The sequence below is a fragment of the Nonomuraea sp. NPDC049378 genome, from assembly GCF_055586745.1.
Window position 1 is genome coordinate 25,132 of record NZ_JBVJHP010000020.1, and the last position, 18,684, is coordinate 43,815.

An 18,684-nucleotide genomic window follows, 5' to 3' on the forward strand; every position below is an offset into this window, starting at 1 on the left:
GCTGATCTCGTCCGCGGCGTCGGTGGCGTCGGGTTTGGACGAGCCCGGCAAGCGGTGGCTTAGGGGTCATCACTGTGGAGGCAGGCTCCGTCGTTGAACCTGCCTTGAGGGTGGATCCGGGCGGGTGCTGACCTGCCTTCCCGCCGTGCTGGCGTGGTTGTTGAACGCTATGAGTCTGCTGGCGTTCTGATCTCGCTTCCGTCAGTTGGGGACAGGCGCATGGCGGCAGGGCAGCGCGTGCTCACGTGGGAACGAGCAGGGTGGTGAGCAGGTCGTCGAGGCTGACGATGCCTGCGGTGGTGCCGTCGTCGGCGCGGATGAGGGCGATCTGGCTACGGGCGGCGCGCAGTTGGGTGACCGCGTCGGAGACGGAGGCGACAGCGGGCAGAGTGGGGATTCGGTAGGCGAGGCCCCCGGCAGCGGTGGCGGTGTCGCGGCGGCGTGCGAGGTAGGCGTCCCGAATGTGCACGACGCCTACCGGGTCGGTGGGGGTGCCGACGATCAGGCGTGAGCGTTGGACGCGCAGGCAGGCATCGATCACCTCTTGGCTGGTGGCGGTGGCGGGCACCGTGTCGATCCGCTCCGGCGGAATGATCAGCGCGGTGATGTCGGCGCCTGGGGCGCGCAGGGCCTGGCTGAGCACGGCGTGATCGTCGGCTTCGATCAGGCCGAGCCGGCGGGATTCGGCTACCAGGTGCTGCAGTTGCTCCGGGGTGCGCGGGTTGGCGCCTTCCTCGCGCGGGTGCACCTTGACCAGCCGCAGGAGCCCGTTGCTGACGGCGTTCAGAACGCTGATCAGCGGGCGCACGAGCAGGGTGAAGCCGCGGAACGGCAGCGCCAGCAGGGTCGCCGAGCGTTCGGGGTGGGCGATCGCCCAGGATTTCGGCGCCATCTCGCCCAGCACCATGTGCAGGAATGTCACGATGGCCAGCGCGATGACGAACGCGACCGCATGCGCGGCGGCCTCCGGGAGTCCGACGGCGTGGAAGAGCGGGGTGAGCGTCCCGGCGATCAGCGGTTCGGAGACCACGCCCAGGCCGAGCGAGCACAGCGTGATGCCGAGCTGGGCGCCGGCCAGCATCAGCGACAGTTCCTTGATCCCTGACAGTGCCGCAGCGGCGGCCCTGCTGCCCTGGGCGGCGGCCTTCTCCAATCGGTGGCGCTTGGCGGCGACCAGAGCGAACTCGGCCGCGACGAAGAAGCCGTTGCCGACCAGCAAGACAAGGGTCAGAGCCAGGCCGATGGACAGGTTCACGGCTGCTCCTCGCCATCGTGGCCGTCTCGACCGTTGGGATCAGGGCTGTCGGGCCGATGGGGGGTGAGGCGGACGCGTTCAGGGACGTGTCTGTCCAGCGTCAACACTTCGATCCGCGTTTGTGTGGGCGCGTGGGGATCGAGGGTTGCCGGAAGATCGGCGGTGATGACGTCGCCGGGGACGGCGAAGCGGCCGAGCCGGTGCAGGATGAGCCCGGCAAGAGTGTCGTACTCGTCTTCGTCCGGCAGGTGCAGATCGGTCTCCAAAGCGATCTCGTCGATGCGCAAGGCGGCGTCCAGCTCCCATTCGTCGCCGCGCCGGAGCACGCGCGGCGCCTCGGCGTCGTTCTCGTCGGCGATCTCACCCACCAGTTCTTCGGCCACATCTTCCCAGGTGACCAGGCCGGCCAGGCCGCCGTGCTCGTCGACCACGCAGGCCACTTCCTCACCTCGGTCGTGCAGCTGGCCGGCTAGATCCGGCAGGGACACCGAGAACGGCACGATCAGCACGTGACGGGTGATTTCGGCCATGCGGGTGGTGGCCGCCTCCGCGGGCGGTACGGCGGCTACATCGCGCAGGCTGACCACCCCCACCACATCGTTCAGAGTGGCGCCGAGCACCGGGTAGTGGGTGTGGCCATGCGTGGCGACGAGCTCGTCCAGCTCGGCGACGGTGGCCGAGGCGGCGACGGCGATCACCTCCACGCGCGGCACCATGACTTCTTCGGCGGTGTGCTCGGAGAAGGCCAGGGCGCGTTCCAGTACGTCGGCCTGGCTGCCGGGCAGGTGGCCGTGGGCCTCGGACTCGCCGATGATGTGGCCGAGCTCTTCCAGGGTTGCGCCGTGGTGCAGCTCTTCGACCGGTTCGATGCCGACGGCTCGCAGCAGCTTGTTGGCCGCGGTGTCGAAAAGCTTGATGACAGGCCCGGCGACCTTGAGATAGATCAAGGTGGAGGAGGCCAGCGCCCGGGCCAGGGGCTCGGGCCGGGCCAGGGCAAGGTTCTTGGGGGCCAGCTCGCCGAGCACCATCTGGATGATGGTGGCCAGGGCGAAGCCGATCACCAGCGCCACCGCATCCACCGCTCCTTGCGGCATGCCGAACGCCGTCAGCGCGGGGGCGATGATCTCGGCCAGAGCGGGTCTGGCGATGAAGCCGACCACCAGCGCGGTGACGGTGATGCCTAGCTGCGCGCCGGACAACATGAACGACAGCCGCTCCATCACCTCAACGGCCTTGACTGCCTTCTTGTCGCCTGCGGCGGCCTGCTGTGACAGGGCAATCCGGTCGGCGCTGACGTAGGCGAACTCCTGCGCGACGAAGTAGCCGGTAGCCAACGTGAGCAGGAGGATGGCCAGCAGGCCGAGCGCCACGCTCATCGCTCCCACCTCCGGCATTGCCGTCGCTCACGGGCCGGGCATCGCTGCCCGCGCGCGCGGAAGCTGTACGTGATCGGCCTGCTCGGGTCCGTTGACACGGACGCCACCACCATTCCCTTCGTGTCCTTGACCAGCGGGCGACCGATGTGAGCGGTGCAGGCGGGCAGGCCCGCCCGCCTGCGCTGGATGGACGTCAGCTGATCGGCGCACGCCAGCCACAACCGGGGCACATCATCCCAGGTAACGGGTGAGGAGTCCGCAAAGTGCCGGATGTGTCGATGCCTCACGGCTACCCCGCTATCGGCCCCTGCCACCCACGCCTACGATGATCATGGATCGTGGTCCTTAGAGCAGGGGAGCTACCGCAGTTGACGGGACAACAACGCGTTCGCGCCGTCCTGGAACACCGGCTCGTACAGCGGACGATCATTGCCATCATCGTGATCAACAGCGTCACCATCGGCATGGAGACCAGTTCCTATCTGATGGAGCGCGCCGGCGGCGTGCTGCACGCCGTCGACCGGATCGCGCTGGCCGTCTTCGCCACCGAGATCGCCGCCCGGTTGTATGCCTATCGCCGCACCTTCTTCACCGACCCGTGGAACTGGTTCGACACCGTCATCGTCGCCATCGCGCTGGTGCCCGCCTCCGGCCCGGCCTCGGTGCTGCGCGCTCTGCGAATCCTGCGGGCACTGCGACTGGTGTCGGCGGTGCCGAGCATGCGGCGTGTGGTCGGCACTCTGCTGGCCGCAGTGCCCGGGATGGCCTCCATCATCGGCCTGCTCGCTCTGATGATCTACATCGCGGCAGTGATCGCCACCATCCTGTTCGGCGAGGTCGTGCCCGAGCGTTTCGACGCGTTGCCGCGCTCGCTGTTCACCCTGTTCCAGATCATGACCGGTGACGAGTGGGGCACCATCGCGAAGGAGGTGATGGACCACAAGCCGTGGGGGTGGATCTTCTTCATCGTCTACATCCTGATGTCCACCTTCGTTGCGCTGAACCTCTTCATCGCAGTCGTGGTCAACGCCATGCACGAGAACGAGCCATCCCCGGTCGAAGCGCAGACCCAGGCAGAACTGCAGGAGGTCAAGCAGGAACTGGCCGCCGTGAACGCCAAACTGGATCAACTACTTACGCGCGAACCTCCCGCCTCCGCCTCTTCCACCGGCGCCGCGGCGAAACCAATCAGCAAAGCATCACCGGCCAACGGCGGTCACCCACCACCAGCCACCAGCCCCACCTGACCGCCACCGCCGACAGCGCTCCCGCTACGGGCACGGTCATGGCCACCAGGACCGCCCCCAGGCACCGACCTCGAGAGCAAACGTCGTACTTCCGGCTCAACCACCTCCTTTCGGGGCAACCCCCAGGGAAGATTCACCTCACCGCCGGAACCCGGCCCTCGCCTTGATCCCGATCAGCGAGATCGGCGGCCAGCGCCTGACCGGCATGGCACTGGGCGTGCGCACCGAGCTGGCCATCGCCAAGGCCGTCGACAAGGGCGACCTGGACGAGGTCGCGGTCGAGCCGCTGCCCTCTCAACTGCGCATCCTGCAGGCGATGCTGGACCTCGGCTTCCACTTCAGGTCCGCCGACCTGGAAACCGGTCACCTGTACGACGTGCACCAGGAGCTGCCGTTCTACCAGGAGATCGAGTTCTACCCGCCCGCCCAGCACCATGACCCCCGCCCAGCTCACCACTCATGCGCGAACCACCAACGCCCTCGCCGCCGCGGCGCTCGGCCTGGCCTTCCTCCTGCGCGCGCTCGGCGACGCTGCCAAGGTGGAAGCGCTAGCGTGGCTGTCCCCGCTGGGCTGGGCGCAGCGGGTGCGGGCGTTCGCCGGCGAGCGCTGGTGGGTGCTCGCCTTGTTCGTCGTCACCGGGCTGGCGCTGGTTGCCGCGGCGGCGCTGCTTGCCAGGCGGCGCGACCTCGGCGCCGGACTCGTGCCGGCGCGGCCGGGCAAGCCCGACGCCGCCGCGTATCTCGCGAGCCCGCTGGCGCTGGCATGGCGGTTGCAGCGCGGCGGCCTGCTCGGCTGGGGGATCGGCTTCGTGGTCGTGGGGCTGCTGTTCGGCGCCCTGGCCTACAGCGTCGGCGACATCGTCGGTGACAACCCGCAACTGGCCGCGATACTTCATCAGGTCGGCGGCGCGAGCGCGTTGACCGACACGTTCCTGGCCGCCGAGCTGAGCCTGATGGGCCTGGTTGCCGGCGGTTATGCGGTGCAGGCGACGCTGAGACTGCAGGGTGAGGAGTCGGCTCTGCGGGCAGAGCCGGTCCTGGCCACGGCCGTGGTCCGCTGGCGATGGGCCCTGAGCCATCTGGGCATGGCCCTCGGCGGCAGCGTTGTGATCATCACCGCGGGCGGACTGGCGGCCGGGCTCGCACACGGCCTGCGGATCGGCGAGCCGGCCCGTCAGGCCATGCGCCTGCTCGGTGCGGCGCTGGTCCAGGTGCCGGCTACGTGGACCCTGGCGGGCATCGCGATGCTCCTGTTCGGGTTGTTGTCCCGCCTGACCGCTCTGGCGTGGGCGGCCTTGGTGGCCTTCGCCCTGCTCGGCCAGCTCGGCGAGCTACTCCAACTGGACGACCGGGTCAGGAACCTGTCGCCCTTCGCACACGTCCCGCAGGCGCTGAGCCAGCCCTTGGATGTCGGTCCGTTGCTGTGGCTCGGCGCGCTCACGTCAGTGCTCCTGTCGGTGGGGACCGTCGCCTTCCAGCGGCGTGACCTGCGGGAGGGCTGACGGTCTTCACATCCTCCTGGGCTGCTTGCGAGGTTCCTCGGCCATGCCTCCAGCGCGTTCGTCACCTCGGGGAGGCCATGACGTTGCGGCCTTGACGTCGAACCCGGAGGCGGCCACGTAGCCGTGCTCGACGACCTCGATGACGGACTGGCGGGGCAGGCCGGAAACCCTGCCGGTGTGGGTGAGCAGCATGATACGGCGGCCCAGCAGGGCGCCCAGGCCCGGCCGGTGGAGCGGGCTGGGCAGGCGCCACAGTTTGCGGCGCAGCCCGGTCGGCGGTGCGGCCTTCTGACGATCTCTGATCTCAGCTTCCTCCTGTTGTCGCGGGCGGCAGGATGCTCCCCGCGCCGAACTGCCTGCGCAGCACGGGCGCGAACGTCTGTCGGGTGATGATCCGGTTGGCCAGGCCCTGCACGGCCAGCCCGGCCCGGCCGGAGGGCAGCAGCATGCGGGCGAACAGGAGCGCGTTGCGCTGGCGTCGCCGCACCTCGGGTCGCATCCGGGCCTCGTACCGGGCGAACGCGCGCTCGTGGCCCGGCTCGGCCGCCAGCGCCTCGGCCAGCGCGTACGCCCCGGCCATCGCCATGGACACGCCCTGGGCCGACACCATGGTCATGCAGCCGCAAGCGTCGCCGATCAGGACGACCCGGCCACGGTGCCAGGCGGGCATGACGACCTGGGCCATCGCATCCATGAAGATCGACTCCCCGGCGGGCGCGTCGGCCAGCAGCGACGGAGTGAGCCAGCCCGCCCCGGCGAAGCGCTCCCGCAGCAGGCCTGTCCGCTGGTCACGCGGAACGCTCCCGCCCTGCGGCGAGCGGAACAGCAGCAGGGCGACCAGCGTGCCGGGCTCGCCGCCGGGATAGACGACGACCTGGCGGCCGGGCTCGGTGTAGTGGGCGCGCACGCGGCCCCAGCCGTAGCGGTCGGGCACCGGGTAAGAGGCCAGGCGGGTGCCGAGAGGGCGGACGAACCGCGACTCCGCGCCGAACACGAGCTCCCGCGTCCGCGAGTGGATGCCGTCGGCCCCCACGAGCAGGTCGAACCGCCCGCCGGCGCCACCGGCGAAGCCGATCTCGACCGCGTCGCCGGTGTCGCGGACCTCGGCGACGCTGTCGGCGAAGCGGATCTCCACCTCGCCGGCGACGGCGTCGATCAGGGCGCCTTCCAGTGTGGTGTGCATCAGCGGCAGGTGCGGCCCCCGGATGACCCGCTCCAGCAGGCCGGCCGACAACCGGGACGAGGACCGGCCGGAGGCGTCGACGAACTCGACCGAGTCGACGGGCAGCCGGTGCGGGGTCAGCCGGTCGAGGATGCCCATGCGGGCGGCCACGTCGTAGCCGGTGCCGAAGAAGTCGACGCCGTAGCCGCCCAGGCGGCCGTGGGGCGCGTGCTCCACGACCACCGGCTCAATGCCGCGACGTCGCAGCCAGTAGGCCAGCGTGAGCCCGGCGATCCCGGCCCCGCTGATGAGGACTCTCATGTCTCCTCCTCGGGGAGCAGGCGCTCCGCCACGTCCAGCGCCTCGCTGGTGGGCAGGTCGCCGTCGATCATGCAGTGCAGCATCAGCCCGTCGATCGCGGCAACGGTCAGCGTGGCGACCCCGAGCGCCTGGCCGGCCGACCAGCCCGGGTGGAGCGCGCGCAGCTGGTCGGCGATCTGCTGCCGGACCTGGCGGAGCTCGTCGCGGAGCACGGCGCCGAGCACGGCGTCGCGGGTCGCGCCGATGATCAGCTCGGCGGCCAGCCGGGACGCGGGCTCGTCGTCGGTGGTCCGCGGCAGCAGGGTGCGGATCGAGTCCAGCGCGGCCCGCTCGTCCCCGGCGGCCAGCAACTCGTCGACGAGCGGTTTGACGAGAAGGTCGGTGCCGCGCCGGAAGATCGCCGCGTGCAGGCCGGGCAGGCCGCCGAAGTGGTAGTGGATCAGGCCGGGATTGGTGCCGGCGCGCTCGGCCACGGCGCGCGCCGTGACGCCGGGCCACCCGTGCTCGCTCAGGAGCGCGAGGCCGGTCTCCACCAGTTGCTCGCGCCGCCGGTCGCCACGCGCCGAATTTGGTCGTTCGGCCAAGTTGGTCATGCGGCCAATTTAGCACGCGCCCGGCAGTCGCCGCCGTACCGCTGCGCGCGGGAACGGGACCGCCTCACGGGCGACGGCCCGCCAGGCGGGTGGCGCCGGCGGCCACCGGGCGGCGGGCGTACACGCCGTCCCCGTCCGCCACGTGGTCGCTCACCTTGCCGGCCGCCAGGAACAGCGACACCGAGGCCGCCAGCCGTACCCCCTCGGACTCCACCACGTCGGCGCCCTTGAAACCGCGCAGCGCACACGGGCCCGCCCTCCGGCGCGGCGTGGACGTGGGCGACTGGGCCTCGGTGAGGACGGACACGAGTAGTTAGCTGCTGTCGGGGGACGAGCCGTACCAGTCGAACCCGCCGCGACGCGGCGGCTCGCGCCGCTTACCGTCCGGGGTGGGCGGGAGTTCGATCTGGTAGTGCCAGATGCCGTGCCGCTAGCTCCACCCGCCGCTGGGGCGCAGCTTGGGGCATCGCTGCCCGCGCGTCCTGCCGTCGCTGTCCCGGCAGGAACAGCGTTTGAAGGTGCGTCCCTGAGCCATCGTGGTGCCCGTTCTCCAGCGGCTGCGCGCCGACGTGCCGGGCCGCTGAGCCTGCCGGCGACCCGGCACGTGTCCAGCGGATGGGAGGTGTACGAGGTCGAGGTCAGTCGAGAAGCGCGGTGGCTTCGACTTCGACGAGGACGTCGTCCTCGAACAGGCGGTCGACGCCGATGAGGGACGCCGGAGGTATCGGCAGCTCAAGCCCGATCTCGCCGGCGACGGCCTCCACGCCGGCCATGAAGTCGCCGATCTTGTCCGGGCTCCACCGGGTGACGTAGAACGTCAGGCGCAGCACGTCCTGGAAGGTGGCTCCTGCGCCGGCCAGGCCCTTGGCGGTGTTGCGGAGGGCGTGGGCAACCTGGCCGGCCAGATCCCCGGGAGCCACGGGGGCGCCGTCGGGCCGGCGGGCGACCTGACCGCTGACGTGCACGTGCCGGGTCCCGGTGCCCACGGCCACGTGATGGTACGGGGTGGGCTGAAGCATGTCTTCGGGCGTGAGGTACTGAACGGTCATGGTTGTGTGGCTCCTTCTCGCCTGAGGTATCGATAAGATACTTAGTGTCAGAAGGACACTTCAACGAGACCAGGTTTCGGCATGGATACCGGCGATGAGATCCGCATCGGCACCACACACCGCGAACTTCTCGACCAGGTGCTCGACAAGTGGTCGCTCAGCGTTCTCAACGAGCTGTGCGAACGCCCCTGCCGCTTCAACGAGCTGCGTCGCGCCCTTCCTGCGGTCACCCAGAAGTCACTGACCGCCACCCTCCGGCGGCTCGAACGCAACGGCGTGGTCGAACGCCAGGTCACCTCCACCCGCCCGGTGGCGGTCACCTACCGGATCACCCCCCTGGGCAAGACCCTGCGTCACCCCGTCGACGTCCTGCTGGACTGGGCCACACGACACATGCCCGCCATCGAACGCGCCCGCGACAACTTCGACGCACGCGAACACCAGGCATCTGAGCTCGGGTGATTCGGGAGGACGGGCAGGAAGAAGGGCGGGCGGGTGGCGGCAGGGCACCGTCGTTCGCAACGGCTCAAGCGCCTTCGGCGCCGGCCCGGCACACTCAAGCGACGTCTGCTTCTCGAGCGGCGGTCGCGGCGTAGCCGATCGGGGTCTGGTCGTAGCGGTTGCGGAAGGCGCAGCATGTAGTAGGCGGCGTGCTGCCGCAGTCGGCCCGCTCTCGCAGTTCCTTGACAAGGTCGCCGGCTCGCTCGACACCGACTGCGCGCAGCTCAGGGAACATCGTCAGCAGGGCTCCGCCGACGCAACTGCTGATGTCCAGCAGCGTGCCGCCCGCGGCCAGCCGGTCGCGGTGCTCGGGCATCGCGTCGTGGGCCATCGAGAAGATGGCCCGCGAGGCGGCGGTGGGCAACATGCCCCGGTTACGGGCGACGACCAGTGCGTCCTGCTCCCAGTGGTACACCGCGTCCGGCGAGACAGCTGCCGAGGACCGGTGAGGTGGTCCGGCGGTCTATCCGGCCAGATCGGCCAGAAGCGCGGTGGTCCGGGCCTGTTCCTCCTCGGATCCGAGGGTCACCGCCAAGAGCTCGGTCGCGCCGGCGTCGAACAACTGGCGGATCTGGCGTTCGATGACGGTCTCGTCGCCGATGACCACCGTGTCCTGCGGGCCGGCGGCATGGCCGCGGTCGAGCATGGCACGGTAGACGGGCAGCTGCCCGACCATCCCGAAGTTCTCGTTCACCCACGCCCGGCGGTCGTCCTCGTGGGAGGTGACGCAGACGACGGTGCTGGCGACCACGCGAGGTGTCCTGCGGCCCAGCACCGCGTCGGTCAGAGATCGGCGGCGGCCCGGCTGCGCGAACGTGAGCCGCTCGAAGTGCTCACTGACCCGGTCGGGTGCTCGAGGGAGGCTGCTTGTCAACGATGGACAGCGCACGCTGGGCGGCGCGCTGGTAGCGCTCGTCGGCCCGGACGGCGCGTTCTGTCACCCGGGCACGGCCGTGAGCGATGGCTTCCAGCGCGGGGTACGGCTGCGGAGGCCACTGGGCCCATCATGCCCAGTGCCTGCACCGCGAGCAGTTCTGAGGCGGGCCTCCGCCCTCCCCATCCGGGCAGTGGCCTGGCCGTGACACACAGGTCACCGCTCCGGCATCGCCTGCCGGCCTCACCCCCTTCTCGGCCCGCGCGCGCAACGCGGGCAAACTCCTCGTTGCGGCCTCGGGCAAGAGAGCGAGCAAGCGCGCCGTCCCCGCCACGATCTTCGGGGAGGCATCGTTCAGCCACCGCGCGATCGTGTCGACGTCGGCGGTCATGGCCGCCCGTGCGAGCGCCGCGTGGTCGGGCTCGGGTCCGGCGGCGGGATCCCAGGACACGTCACGGTGCGGCTGAGCCAACGCGATGTCGGTCATCAGGTCCACGACCAGTCCTCGGTGGGGCTGCCGCGCGATCTTCACGACTTCCAGCAGGTACGGCACCAGGTACGGGGCCGCGTCGTACACCTCGCCGGGCGTGCTCATTCCTTGGAACAGCCCGTCCCGCAGCCGCCACACCGGCGACTCCTCCGACGACCCCGGCGGCACCGCCGCGAGCTCCCGCAGCAGGCCGGGCACCGCGGCCGAACCTCCAGGCCAGTACCCGAGCCGCCCCCACGGCACCTCGTCCACACCCTCTAACACCACATCACCTCTCCAGACCATGAGAACCGCGACCACCACCACCGGACTGACCTCACCATGCCGCCATGCGTCGGCTCTCCTTCGCACAACAAGCCGGCCATGGCTTGGTTGACGCATTCGACGACAGCGAGCAGCGGAGCGCCCGTCCCGGCGATGCACGCTGCCGCAGCATCTCGAAGATCAACGACAATCCTGGCGTGTGCCAGAATCCGCGTCTATGAGCGATATTCGACTTCTCGGTCCCGAGCACCTGCCCCTGTGCCGGCGGCTAGAAGGCGATCGCGACTGGTCCACCGACGAGGCCAAATGGCGGTTGATGTTCGAGGCGGGCGAGGTCTACGGTGTCGACGCGGCCGACGGCGACGGCTTAGCCGGGTGCGTCGTGGTGACCCGTTACGGCGACACGCTGGCCGGCGTCGGCATGATGCTGGTCGCCGGCAGGTACGGCAGGCAAGGGCTCGGCACCCGGCTGGTGGAGCATGCCCTGGAGGTCGCCGGGGACCGCACCGTGGAGCTGACCGCGACCCGCTTCGGACGCCCCGTATACGAGCGGCTGGGCTTCCGGCCGACGGGTAGCCTGACGATCGCCATGGGGCCGATGCAGGGGGCGGCGTGGACGTCCGCGGTCCGCGTGGCCACACCGGACGACCACGCCGCGCTCCTCGACCTGGACGCCGAGGCCACCGGGGCCGACCGGAGCAAGGCGCTGACGGCGCTGCTGGCCATGGCCGAGCGCACGATCGTCACCGACGGCGGCTTCGCCGTGGCCTGGAACGCCGGCCCTCATCGTGTCATCGGCCCCGTGGTCGCGCCTTCTGAGGAAGCCGCCCGCGAGCTCATCCTGGCCGCCGTTCACGGCGCCGACCGCGATGTGCGGATCGACCTGCTGGACGCCTACCCGGGCCTGCGTCCGTGGCTCACCGGGCTGGGGCCCGCTGAGGGACCCGCGGCCCTGCCGACGATGGTCTACGGCGCCCACCGGCATCCGGGCGACCGCGGGCGATACGTCGCGCCCATCCTCATCTCGATGGGCTGACCGCGCGCACACCCCCGCGGGCCCGTGGAACCCCGCCCGCCGGTGTCGGCCGTGGCATAGGGGATGCCGAACTGGCGTTGAGGGGTCCTTATGTGTGTTGTGAGCGCGGGAGGGACATGACATGCCGTGGAGCACGCGCGAGCTCGCCGGACTGGCGGGAACGACAGTGAACACGATCCGCCACTACCACCGTCTCGGACTGCTCGACGAGCCCGAGCGCCGGTACAACGGTGGCATCTCGACTGTCGGAGGTGGACAGTTCGATGATCCACATCTACGCGCAACTATACGACCAGGACGCCTTGGCGGACGTTCAGAAGATGGTGGAGGCTGACACCGACGGCGTCGGCGCCGACATCGATCGATTGCCGGCCGACGCGGATGAGGACACGCGGCAGCGCCTGGTCGAGAGGCTCGCTCGGACTCTCGCGCGGCATTTCATCGACTATCCGTGGTTGAGCGATCCTGCTGCGCACCTGTCCAAGAGCCCGCACGTCACGGCGCGGACGATCGTGGACAGCGTGGTGGATCTGTACAACCCGGCCCAGTTGGACGTGCTCGTCCGTGCCAACACCCTCGCGAACGACCAGGTGAGCGCCCTTCGGGAGCAGAGCGGACAGGCGGACGAGGGACGCGCTCCCCGCGGAGCTTGACCGTGTTCCTGGAACACGGTTTTTGCTGAAGCCAGGCCGTCCGGCGCCGGGAGCATCGCCGGGGAGAGCACGCTCTATTACGTGCTCGCGGGGGCGGTGCTCGCCGACCTCGCGCGCGGGGGCCACGTCCGGAGCGGCACCGGACGGATGGGAACCGTGACAGTGGAGGCCGTCGCTGACAACCCGCCCTCGGATCACCTCCTCCGTGCCAGTTGGGAGTACGTCGCCGACAGGCCTCGGGGAGTGCAGACCGTCCTTGCCGCGATGGGGCCGACCCTGCGTGAACCGCTGCTGGATCGACTCGTCGGGCGCGGGGAGCTCCGGCGGAGCACGCGCAAGGCGCTCGGCCTGTTCAACGCCCAGGTGCTTGAGGGAGGCGACAGCGGGCGCCGCGACAGCCTGCTCACCGACGTTCGCGCCGTGCTCGTCGACGGTGCGGAGCCGACGGCCCGCGTCGCGGCGCTCGCCGCGCTCATCTACGGGAGCGGAACCCTGCCGCAGTTCGACCGCGACATCCCGTGGACCTCTGCGGTGATCGCCCGCGCCGAAGAGCTCAAGAACGGGAACTGGGGAGCGGGCGCTGCCGCGGAGGCTGTCGCTCGCACCGTCACCGCGACCATCGTCAACAATGTCATCATCGCCGCGGCTGTGCTGCCGCGCGGTTAGCGAGATGTGCGCTCCGGTCCAACGTCCGGTGCGCGACCATCAAGGTGCCGCGGGACTGGCTGAATCCGGATCCCGAGGTCACGTGGGACGTTCGCATCTCACAGGCCACAACATCGATGCTTCGGACCCCGAACACCACACCACGGTCATCACGCACCCGGAGGGCCGTACACCTCAGGGCTTTCCTACAGCACCGCCGTCCAGAAGTACACTCCGGAGCTCCGTCCGACGACAAACTACGAGACCATCGTCCTGCAGAGCGAACTCGATGCGATGACGCCGTACGAGCAGGGCTGGGCAGCCGGCACAGGGTTGCCGAACACGAGCCTGATCGCCGTCGACAACGAGAGCGTCCACGGCGTCTTCCCCTACGGCACGGAGGAAGTGGACCGCCCGGTCATCGACTTCCCGCTCGGCGGCGACCGGCCCGCACAGACCGTCGTCGCGGCAGGCAAACCCCTGCCCCTGGAGCGGACCACGTACGAGTCGTGGACGCCGCTCGATGGGAACGCCGAGCACGCCACCGAAACCCCCTCGTTCACGGATCCGACCATCCCGGCAGAGACGGGCGTGCTGCGGGAGCAGGGGAGTCGAAGTGGATGACGTCTAGGGGTCGGCGTGATTGTTGACTTTTTACGGTCTGGCCCGTTATCTCATATGAAGCCGATACGAGCCCGAAGGAAGCAGTTCCACTCAAGACCGTAATCTCCCAGGAGTGCAACCCATGCGTGTCCTCTCCGTCCTGCTGTCCACTCTCTTAGCCGCCTCCCCAGCCCAAGGAACCGTGACCGACTTCGGCGTCCAGTCGACCGCGCTCACCGTCTTCGAGGGGTACTTCGGCACCGGCCAGGACGGGCGGCCCGCCGTTTTCAGCGTCCAGATGGGTACGCCAGGGGTCGTCGCCGAAGTCGATCCGGTGACCCGCGAACTGAGGGACACCGTGGAGTTGCCCGGCTCGTCCGGCGGGTGGGGCATCACCCAGGCCGCCGACGGGACCGTCTATGCCGGGACCTACCCCAACGGCCACCTGTACTCCTTCAAGCCGGGCCAGGAGCAGGCCACCGATCTGGGGCAGGTCGTGCCGGGGGAGTTGTACGCCTACGGGCTGCAGGCCGGTGAGGACGGCAAGGTCTACGGGGGGACGTATCCGGGGGCCAAGGCGTTCTCGTACACCCCGGGTCAAGGGTTCCGCGACCTCGGAGTGATGGTCGAGGGCCAGCAGTACACGCCGGACGTCGCGGTCGACACCGACCGGCAACTGCTGTGGGCGGCGGTCGGCTCGGCGGGGCACCTGATCCGGCTGGACCTGGCCACGGGGGAGAAGCGGGACATCTGGCCCGAGGCGCTGCGCGGCGATCCGAGCTATCCGTACGACCTGAACCTGGTGGCGGGCAAGCTGTTCGTCAAGCGCAGCAAGGGGCAGGCGCTCGTGCTCGACCCCGACTCGGGGGAGGTGCTGGCCGACGGGTTCGCGATGAGCTCGCGCGGCACGACCAAGGTCGCCGAGGGCGGCTACGTCTACTTCACCTCGGGCACCGAGCTGTGGCGCTACGACCTGGCCGCCGACCGGCCGGAAGCGGTGCCGGGGGTGGCCTCGGGCGGTGCCGGGGTGGGCTGGGGCTTCGTCGACGGCACGCTCTACGCGGCGATCGGCAACTACAACGGCGACGCGTTCTCCTACGACCCGAGCACCGGCGCGTCCCAGCGCTTCAAGCTGCCGTTCCCGTACCAGCCCATCGACATCAACAATGTCACTGCCGGGCCGGACGGCCGGATCTACACCAACCTCTACATCAACGGCAACGTCGCGGTCCTCGACCCGGACACCGGCAAGGTGACCCAGCTCGGCCGGGCCGCGCAGACCGACGGGTGGTTCTGGAAGGACGGCAAGCTCTACCTGGGCACCTATCCCAACGGCGCGATCATGCACTACGACCCGGCCCGGCCGTTCGTCACGGGCACGAACCCGCGTGAGCTGTTCCGCCTGATCGGCGACGGCCAGAACCGGCCCGTGGCGTTCGCCGCCGCCGGGAGCGAGGTCTACATCGGCAGCACCCCCGACTACGGCCTCTGGGGCGGCGCGCTCACCGTCTACGACGAGACTTCAGGCGAGCACACGGTACGGCGCGCCCCCGTCGCCGACCAGGGCGTCACCTCGCTGGCCGTGCTCGGGGACACCCTGTGGGGCGGCACGTCGATCTACGGCGGCGGCGGCACCACGCCCAAGGCGACGGACGCCAAGGTGTTCACCTACGACCTGGCCTCGGGCGAGAAGCGATCGGAGCACACGCCGGTGCCCGGCGCGAAGTCGATCACCGCGCTGGTCAAGGGCTCCGACGGGCTGCTCTGGGGCCTCGCCGACGGCACGGTGTTCATCATGGACCCGGCCACGGCCCGCGTGGTCAAGCGGGTCAAGCTCCCCGCCGGATACACCGGCGTCTCTGACGAGCTGCACGTCAACCCCGACGAGCACGTCTACGCCTCCCTCGACGGGAAGGTGTTCCGCATCGACCCGCTGTCGAAGACGTTCACGACCGCCGTCGAGTCCGGCCTCTACCGGGGCGCGCAGGACGGCTCAGGCAACATCTGGTTCCGCAGCGGCACCAAGGACGCCCTCGGCTCCGTACAGGGCGGCGCCCGCCTGCTCCGCTACACCCCTCCGGCGGACGCCTGCAAGGCCTCCGACCTGACCCCGATGGTCACCGTCAAGGGCCGCGACACCGGGGTGACGAACCGCTATCGCCCCGACGGCTGCACGATCGAGGACCTCATCGAGGACGAGAAGCACACCGGGCCCCAGCTCATCGCCCACGTCGCCAAGAAGTCGGCCGAACTGGTGGCCGCCCGCCTCATCACCAAGGAGGAAGCCGGCCGCATCGTCAGCGCCGCGGCCAAGCCCTGACACGGGAGGCGTTCACGGCCTACGCGGGTGGGTGGGCCGTGACGCCGCCTTCATGTGGTTCGTACGGATCACCATGCTTGACGTGTGGACCGACGGGTCTGCGGGCGCTCCGCCTTGACCCGTCAGGTCGATCACTTCTGCTCGTACGGCGATGAGTTTCGCCGTGGTCTCCAGTCTGAAACCACACACCCGTTCAACCGCACCTGAGGACAGCGTCATGACCGCTACCTACACCTGGGACGTCTTCTCCACCCTCGACGGCTACGGTTCCTACGCCGAGGGCGCCGACTGGGGCGGCTATTGGAGCAAGCAGGGCCCCGAGCTGCTGGACGCGACCATCGTGAGCGGTGACGTCGTGGACATCGTCGCCCGGCTCAAGGAGGAGTCGGACGTGCCGCTGCGCTCGCAGGCCAGCCTGTCGCTGAACCGGGCGCTGATGGCCGCCGGCGTTGTCGACCGCCTGCAAGTGACGATCTTCCCTGTCATCTCCGGACGGACCGGGATCAGCCCGATCCTCTCGGGCGTGGGCGATTTCGACCTGGAGCTGCTCGAGAGCCGGACGCTCGACGGCCACATCCAAGAGCTCATCTACCGGCCCACCCTGCATGTCTGACATGTTTGCCGCGCTCAACAGCTGGGAGAGCAGGCCGGTCGGCCTACGCCACCCTGGCCGGCACTCCCATCCCGATGGACCGCCTGGCCGACGAGCGGCCGTTCACAACGTGGCCGCCGCTCGTACGGTCGGCCTGATCGACGCCCTGACCGGCGCCGCCGTCAAGACCTTCGCCGCCAGGGGGCTGTCAAGGCCTTTCTGCGGTTTCGCATCCCGGGCCCGGCAGGCCGCTGCGTGGCGAGGCGGCGGGTGGAGCGCCTCTTGCAGACAACTACGCCCGGCGCCCTATGGGGCGCGGATTCAGCGTGATATCCCGGTATTGAGTGATGGGAAAGGCCTGGCCGACCGCTTGATCGACGACCCCGCTACACCTTCGGGCGGAAGTCCCGTCACAAACGATCGCTTGAGCAGGCACTCAGTCCCAAACGACGAGCTGCATCTGCAGGGTGCCTTTCTGGTCAGGCGCTGCAAGTACTTGGATAAGAGCCACTTCCCCGCTGCCGCCTACACAGATGCGATCGTTCTTCTTGAACGTTGTGATCGACGTACCGATTGGACTGGTTTCGATGGCATCCTGGCACATTGTTCTGGTCACTGGATCAGAAGGTGAAATGTTCGTGCTGAACATCATGCCGAGATACTCGGTATCCATGCGAAACCCGTCACCATACCTCCCATACGAGAGATCAGAACCAGCGGCGACGCTATCGATCACGCCTCTACCCAGAGATATGTAACTACGGGAGCCGCCCGAAAGGAGCGGAACGCTCATGCGCTTGCTGTATTTCGCGTCCTGATCAGGGTTGAACAGTGCAGGATTGTCTGATTCTTGGACTTCTTGCGTCTTCTCCGTCTCAGTGATCGTGACAGGGATGCTCACCGTAACCGTACTTGTGGCAGCCTTGACGGTCGTCCCGTCCGCCCCGGGGTTGGCGTCAATGTTGAGATACCCCGTTACCAACGCACCCGCCACAGTGATAACGGCAGCCCCGAGCGCAGCGGTGGCGCTGATCCAAGCGGCACGCACCGTGTCCGAGTGTCGCTTGCGGGTTTCGTTGCCGGCCGGAAGGCGCTGGCGATCGCTTGGCGCATTGCCTTGATAAGACACAGACAGGACCCCAATCGATTGATCAGGACTGCGGTTCTTTCTGAAGCTTGCCACCCTGGCGGCGACGAGTGACAGAAAGTCGCCAAATCGAGATATCGAACTATTTCGGTTTGGCTCTCACAGAGCACCCGCCGTAATGGCGAGCCCAGGGGCCGCCGCCTCCGTCACTCATCCCGCTCGTCCTGCTCGCCGAGATGGTCCCAATCCGATCCCGGCGCGAGCTCCCGCCAAGGTCAAGTCATACGACGGCCCGCCATGCGCGCTCCGCGCGGGGAACGCTGCCACATGTCGCAACCGGGCTTGCCGCGCGGAGCGCGCCGGAGAACCAGCCGACTAGACAGAAGGTGGATGGTCGAGGAGCGCTACTCCGTACCGCGCCAGGAGGTCGGCGTGCTCTTCGTCGGCGCGCGCGTCAGCGGGGCCGATCGCCCTGAAGTAGCCCTCTACGGCTCCGGGGTTGTTGATCTGAAGGATCTCCGCGGTCTCCGTGATCGGCTGGAGCGTGTGGGGCACTGACCGGGGTCCGTAGATGAAGGCGCCGGGTTCGGCGTCGTACACGTCGCACGTGGCGAGCGACGTCGATCCGATCCAGAACCGGACGCGTCCGGAAAGGATCACCCAGCTCTCGTCCTCGCGACTGTGGGTGTGCAGGGGCGGCGCGTCGGCGCGCGGCATGTTCAGACGTGAGACGGTGATCGCTCCACTCGTCTCGTCGGTCGACACGACCTGCTCGACCCCGGTGTTGTAGTAGCGGAAGGCCGGACCGTCGCCGGGGTTCCGCACGAGAGCGATGCTCATCCGAAAACCTTTCATAGCGGGTACGTCAGCGCGCTGGACGCGGCCATGGCCGCATGATCAGCCAGCTATCTAGACATTAACAAGTTGAAATATAAACTACAAGGCAGGGTGTGGAGCCCGGCTCGGCGCAGGCATGTGTGCTCGGGCGACTCGATGAGCGACGCGGCATGGGGCGCACCGAGTGGCCCTGGCCGCGGTACGCGGCCGGTTCTCCCACCGGCGCGGATCCCTCGATCACGGCCCGGTCCCACCTGTCGACGACGGGGCCGTGATC

The 18,684-nt window shown here is 69.1% G+C and carries 22 protein-coding genes and 1 pseudogene; 11 read left to right on the forward strand and 12 right to left on the reverse strand.

Features of this window, described 5'->3' with window-relative positions:
* Nucleotides 1-241: 241 nt before the first annotated feature.
* Both ACZ6SA_RS36350 and ACZ6SA_RS36355 read right to left on the reverse strand, forming a co-directional pair.
* Nucleotides 242-1,255 carry a hemolysin family protein gene (locus ACZ6SA_RS36350; protein ID WP_347650795.1) on the reverse strand — a complete coding sequence of 338 codons (1,014 nt, stop codon included), beginning with the start codon at nucleotides 1,253-1,255 and terminating at the stop codon, nucleotides 242-244.
* Nucleotides 1,252-2,631 carry a hemolysin family protein gene (locus ACZ6SA_RS36355; protein WP_347650793.1) on the reverse strand — a complete coding sequence of 460 codons (1,380 nt, stop codon included), beginning with the start codon at nucleotides 2,629-2,631 and terminating at the stop codon, nucleotides 1,252-1,254. The genes ACZ6SA_RS36350 and ACZ6SA_RS36355 overlap by 4 nt, the downstream gene beginning before the upstream one ends.
* A 368-nt stretch (nucleotides 2,632-2,999) precedes the next feature.
* Here ACZ6SA_RS36355 and ACZ6SA_RS36360 point away from each other — a divergent pair, with 368 nt between their 5' ends.
* From ACZ6SA_RS36360 to ACZ6SA_RS36370, 3 genes and pseudogenes are all read left to right on the forward strand, one after another.
* Entirely contained in the window at nucleotides 3,000-3,878 is an 879-nt protein-coding gene (locus ACZ6SA_RS36360; RefSeq protein ID WP_465833326.1) for an ion transporter, read from the forward strand.
* A 205-nt stretch (nucleotides 3,879-4,083) separates the two neighbouring features.
* A pseudogene (locus tag ACZ6SA_RS36365) lies at nucleotides 4,084-4,254 on the forward strand (sporulation protein); the annotation flags it as partial.
* A 58-nt stretch (nucleotides 4,255-4,312) separates the two neighbouring features.
* Entirely contained in the window at nucleotides 4,313-5,380 is a 1,068-nt protein-coding gene (locus ACZ6SA_RS36370; RefSeq protein WP_465833559.1) for an ABC transporter permease, read from the forward strand.
* A 6-nt stretch (nucleotides 5,381-5,386) separates the two neighbouring features.
* Here ACZ6SA_RS36370 and ACZ6SA_RS36375 read toward each other — a convergent pair whose 3' ends face one another.
* The 5 genes from ACZ6SA_RS36375 to ACZ6SA_RS36395 form a co-directional block, all read right to left on the reverse strand.
* Nucleotides 5,387-5,572 carry a PNPOx family protein gene (locus ACZ6SA_RS36375; protein ID WP_465833328.1) on the reverse strand — a complete coding sequence of 62 codons (186 nt, stop codon included), beginning with the start codon at nucleotides 5,570-5,572 and terminating at the stop codon, nucleotides 5,387-5,389.
* Between the two features lie 112 nt (nucleotides 5,573-5,684).
* Nucleotides 5,685-6,863, reverse strand: coding sequence for an FAD-dependent monooxygenase (locus tag ACZ6SA_RS36380; RefSeq protein WP_465833330.1), 1,179 nt, complete (start codon nucleotides 6,861-6,863; stop codon nucleotides 5,685-5,687).
* The gene (locus ACZ6SA_RS36385; RefSeq protein ID WP_347650789.1) at nucleotides 6,860-7,456 is read right to left on the reverse strand and encodes a TetR/AcrR family transcriptional regulator; all 597 of its coding nucleotides are present in this window, start codon (nucleotides 7,454-7,456) and stop codon (nucleotides 6,860-6,862) included. The genes ACZ6SA_RS36380 and ACZ6SA_RS36385 overlap by 4 nt, the downstream gene beginning before the upstream one ends.
* A 64-nt stretch (nucleotides 7,457-7,520) precedes the next feature.
* The gene (locus ACZ6SA_RS36390; protein ID WP_347650788.1) at nucleotides 7,521-7,763 is read right to left on the reverse strand and encodes a hypothetical protein; all 243 of its coding nucleotides are present in this window, start codon (nucleotides 7,761-7,763) and stop codon (nucleotides 7,521-7,523) included.
* A gap of 331 nt (nucleotides 7,764-8,094) precedes the next feature.
* Nucleotides 8,095-8,505, reverse strand: coding sequence for a RidA family protein (locus tag ACZ6SA_RS36395; RefSeq protein WP_465833333.1), 411 nt, complete (start codon nucleotides 8,503-8,505; stop codon nucleotides 8,095-8,097).
* 81 nt (nucleotides 8,506-8,586) lie between these two features.
* On the opposite strand from ACZ6SA_RS36395, the gene ACZ6SA_RS36400 reads away from it, so the two are divergent.
* Nucleotides 8,587-8,967: a winged helix-turn-helix transcriptional regulator gene (locus tag ACZ6SA_RS36400; protein ID WP_347650786.1), complete on the forward strand. Its 381-nt coding sequence runs from the start codon at nucleotides 8,587-8,589 to the stop codon at nucleotides 8,965-8,967.
* A gap of 94 nt (nucleotides 8,968-9,061) precedes the next feature.
* Here the strand turns inward: ACZ6SA_RS36400 and ACZ6SA_RS36405 are convergent, their stop codons facing one another.
* The 3 genes from ACZ6SA_RS36405 to ACZ6SA_RS36415 form a co-directional block, all read right to left on the reverse strand.
* Nucleotides 9,062-9,421 (reverse strand): hypothetical protein, encoded by a 360-nt coding sequence (locus ACZ6SA_RS36405; RefSeq protein WP_465833335.1) that lies wholly within the window; start codon nucleotides 9,419-9,421, stop codon nucleotides 9,062-9,064.
* A 48-nt stretch (nucleotides 9,422-9,469) separates the two neighbouring features.
* Nucleotides 9,470-9,880 carry a hypothetical protein gene (locus ACZ6SA_RS36410; protein ID WP_465833337.1) on the reverse strand — a complete coding sequence of 137 codons (411 nt, stop codon included), beginning with the start codon at nucleotides 9,878-9,880 and terminating at the stop codon, nucleotides 9,470-9,472.
* 130 nt (nucleotides 9,881-10,010) lie between these two features.
* Complete coding sequence (locus ACZ6SA_RS36415; protein ID WP_465833339.1) at nucleotides 10,011-10,634, reverse strand: hypothetical protein; 624 nt, start codon at nucleotides 10,632-10,634, stop codon at nucleotides 10,011-10,013.
* A 217-nt stretch (nucleotides 10,635-10,851) separates the two neighbouring features.
* Between ACZ6SA_RS36415 and ACZ6SA_RS36420 the strand changes: the two genes are divergently transcribed.
* From ACZ6SA_RS36420 to ACZ6SA_RS36450, 7 genes are all read left to right on the forward strand, one after another.
* A complete protein-coding gene (locus ACZ6SA_RS36420; RefSeq protein ID WP_465833341.1) occupies nucleotides 10,852-11,670 on the forward strand; it encodes a GNAT family N-acetyltransferase in 819 nt (272 codons plus the stop codon).
* A gap of 121 nt (nucleotides 11,671-11,791) precedes the next feature.
* A complete protein-coding gene (locus ACZ6SA_RS36425; protein ID WP_465833343.1) occupies nucleotides 11,792-12,004 on the forward strand; it encodes a MerR family DNA-binding transcriptional regulator in 213 nt (70 codons plus the stop codon).
* Nucleotides 11,934-12,323 carry a hypothetical protein gene (locus ACZ6SA_RS36430; RefSeq protein ID WP_465833345.1) on the forward strand — a complete coding sequence of 130 codons (390 nt, stop codon included), beginning with the start codon at nucleotides 11,934-11,936 and terminating at the stop codon, nucleotides 12,321-12,323. Before ACZ6SA_RS36425 ends, ACZ6SA_RS36430 begins: the two co-directional genes overlap by 71 nt.
* A gap of 54 nt (nucleotides 12,324-12,377) precedes the next feature.
* Nucleotides 12,378-12,989, forward strand: a complete 612-nt coding sequence (locus tag ACZ6SA_RS36435) for a GOLPH3/VPS74 family protein (protein WP_465833536.1) — start codon at nucleotides 12,378-12,380, stop codon at nucleotides 12,987-12,989.
* A gap of 69 nt (nucleotides 12,990-13,058) precedes the next feature.
* Nucleotides 13,059-13,592, forward strand: a complete 534-nt coding sequence (locus tag ACZ6SA_RS36440) for an alpha/beta hydrolase (protein ID WP_465833539.1) — start codon at nucleotides 13,059-13,061, stop codon at nucleotides 13,590-13,592.
* Between the two features lie 121 nt (nucleotides 13,593-13,713).
* Nucleotides 13,714-15,891 (forward strand): NHL repeat-containing protein, encoded by a 2,178-nt coding sequence (locus ACZ6SA_RS36445; protein WP_465833347.1) that lies wholly within the window; start codon nucleotides 13,714-13,716, stop codon nucleotides 15,889-15,891.
* A gap of 217 nt (nucleotides 15,892-16,108) precedes the next feature.
* A complete protein-coding gene (locus tag ACZ6SA_RS36450) occupies nucleotides 16,109-16,504 on the forward strand; it encodes a dihydrofolate reductase family protein (protein ID WP_465833349.1) in 396 nt (131 codons plus the stop codon).
* Nucleotides 16,505-16,919: 415 nt separating this feature from the next.
* Here the strand turns inward: ACZ6SA_RS36450 and ACZ6SA_RS36455 are convergent, their stop codons facing one another.
* Both ACZ6SA_RS36455 and ACZ6SA_RS36460 read right to left on the reverse strand, forming a co-directional pair.
* Entirely contained in the window at nucleotides 16,920-17,612 is a 693-nt protein-coding gene (locus ACZ6SA_RS36455; protein ID WP_465833351.1) for a hypothetical protein, read from the reverse strand.
* Nucleotides 17,613-17,945: 333 nt separating this feature from the next.
* Nucleotides 17,946-18,410 (reverse strand): cupin domain-containing protein, encoded by a 465-nt coding sequence (locus ACZ6SA_RS36460; RefSeq protein ID WP_347648672.1) that lies wholly within the window; start codon nucleotides 18,408-18,410, stop codon nucleotides 17,946-17,948.
* Between the last annotated feature and the right edge of the window lie 274 nt (nucleotides 18,411-18,684).

What these genes read in the sequence shown, in the direction of transcription:
- ACZ6SA_RS36450 (WP_465833349.1), top strand. Translation starts at nt 16,109, where the DNA reads ATGACCGCTACCTACACCTGGGACGTCTTCTCCACCCTCGACGGCTAC.
- ACZ6SA_RS36355 (WP_347650793.1), bottom strand. Translation starts at nt 2,631, where the DNA reads ATGAGCGTGGCGCTCGGCCTGCTGGCCATCCTCCTGCTCACGTTGGCT.
- ACZ6SA_RS36425 (WP_465833343.1), top strand. Translation starts at nt 11,792, where the DNA reads ATGCCGTGGAGCACGCGCGAGCTCGCCGGACTGGCGGGAACGACAGTG.
- ACZ6SA_RS36460 (WP_347648672.1), bottom strand. Translation starts at nt 18,410, where the DNA reads ATGAGCATCGCTCTCGTGCGGAACCCCGGCGACGGTCCGGCCTTCCGC.
- ACZ6SA_RS36370 (WP_465833559.1), top strand. Translation starts at nt 4,313, where the DNA reads ATGACCCCCGCCCAGCTCACCACTCATGCGCGAACCACCAACGCCCTC.
- ACZ6SA_RS36395 (WP_465833333.1), bottom strand. Translation starts at nt 8,505, where the DNA reads ATGACCGTTCAGTACCTCACGCCCGAAGACATGCTTCAGCCCACCCCG.
- ACZ6SA_RS36385 (WP_347650789.1), bottom strand. Translation starts at nt 7,456, where the DNA reads ATGACCAACTTGGCCGAACGACCAAATTCGGCGCGTGGCGACCGGCGG.
- ACZ6SA_RS36400 (WP_347650786.1), top strand. Translation starts at nt 8,587, where the DNA reads ATGGATACCGGCGATGAGATCCGCATCGGCACCACACACCGCGAACTT.
- ACZ6SA_RS36375 (WP_465833328.1), bottom strand. Translation starts at nt 5,572, where the DNA reads ATGCTGCTCACCCACACCGGCAGGGTTTCCGGCCTGCCCCGCCAGTCC.
- ACZ6SA_RS36445 (WP_465833347.1), top strand. Translation starts at nt 13,714, where the DNA reads ATGCGTGTCCTCTCCGTCCTGCTGTCCACTCTCTTAGCCGCCTCCCCA.
- ACZ6SA_RS36430 (WP_465833345.1), top strand. Translation starts at nt 11,934, where the DNA reads ATGATCCACATCTACGCGCAACTATACGACCAGGACGCCTTGGCGGAC.
- ACZ6SA_RS36380 (WP_465833330.1), bottom strand. Translation starts at nt 6,863, where the DNA reads ATGAGAGTCCTCATCAGCGGGGCCGGGATCGCCGGGCTCACGCTGGCC.
- ACZ6SA_RS36420 (WP_465833341.1), top strand. Translation starts at nt 10,852, where the DNA reads ATGAGCGATATTCGACTTCTCGGTCCCGAGCACCTGCCCCTGTGCCGG.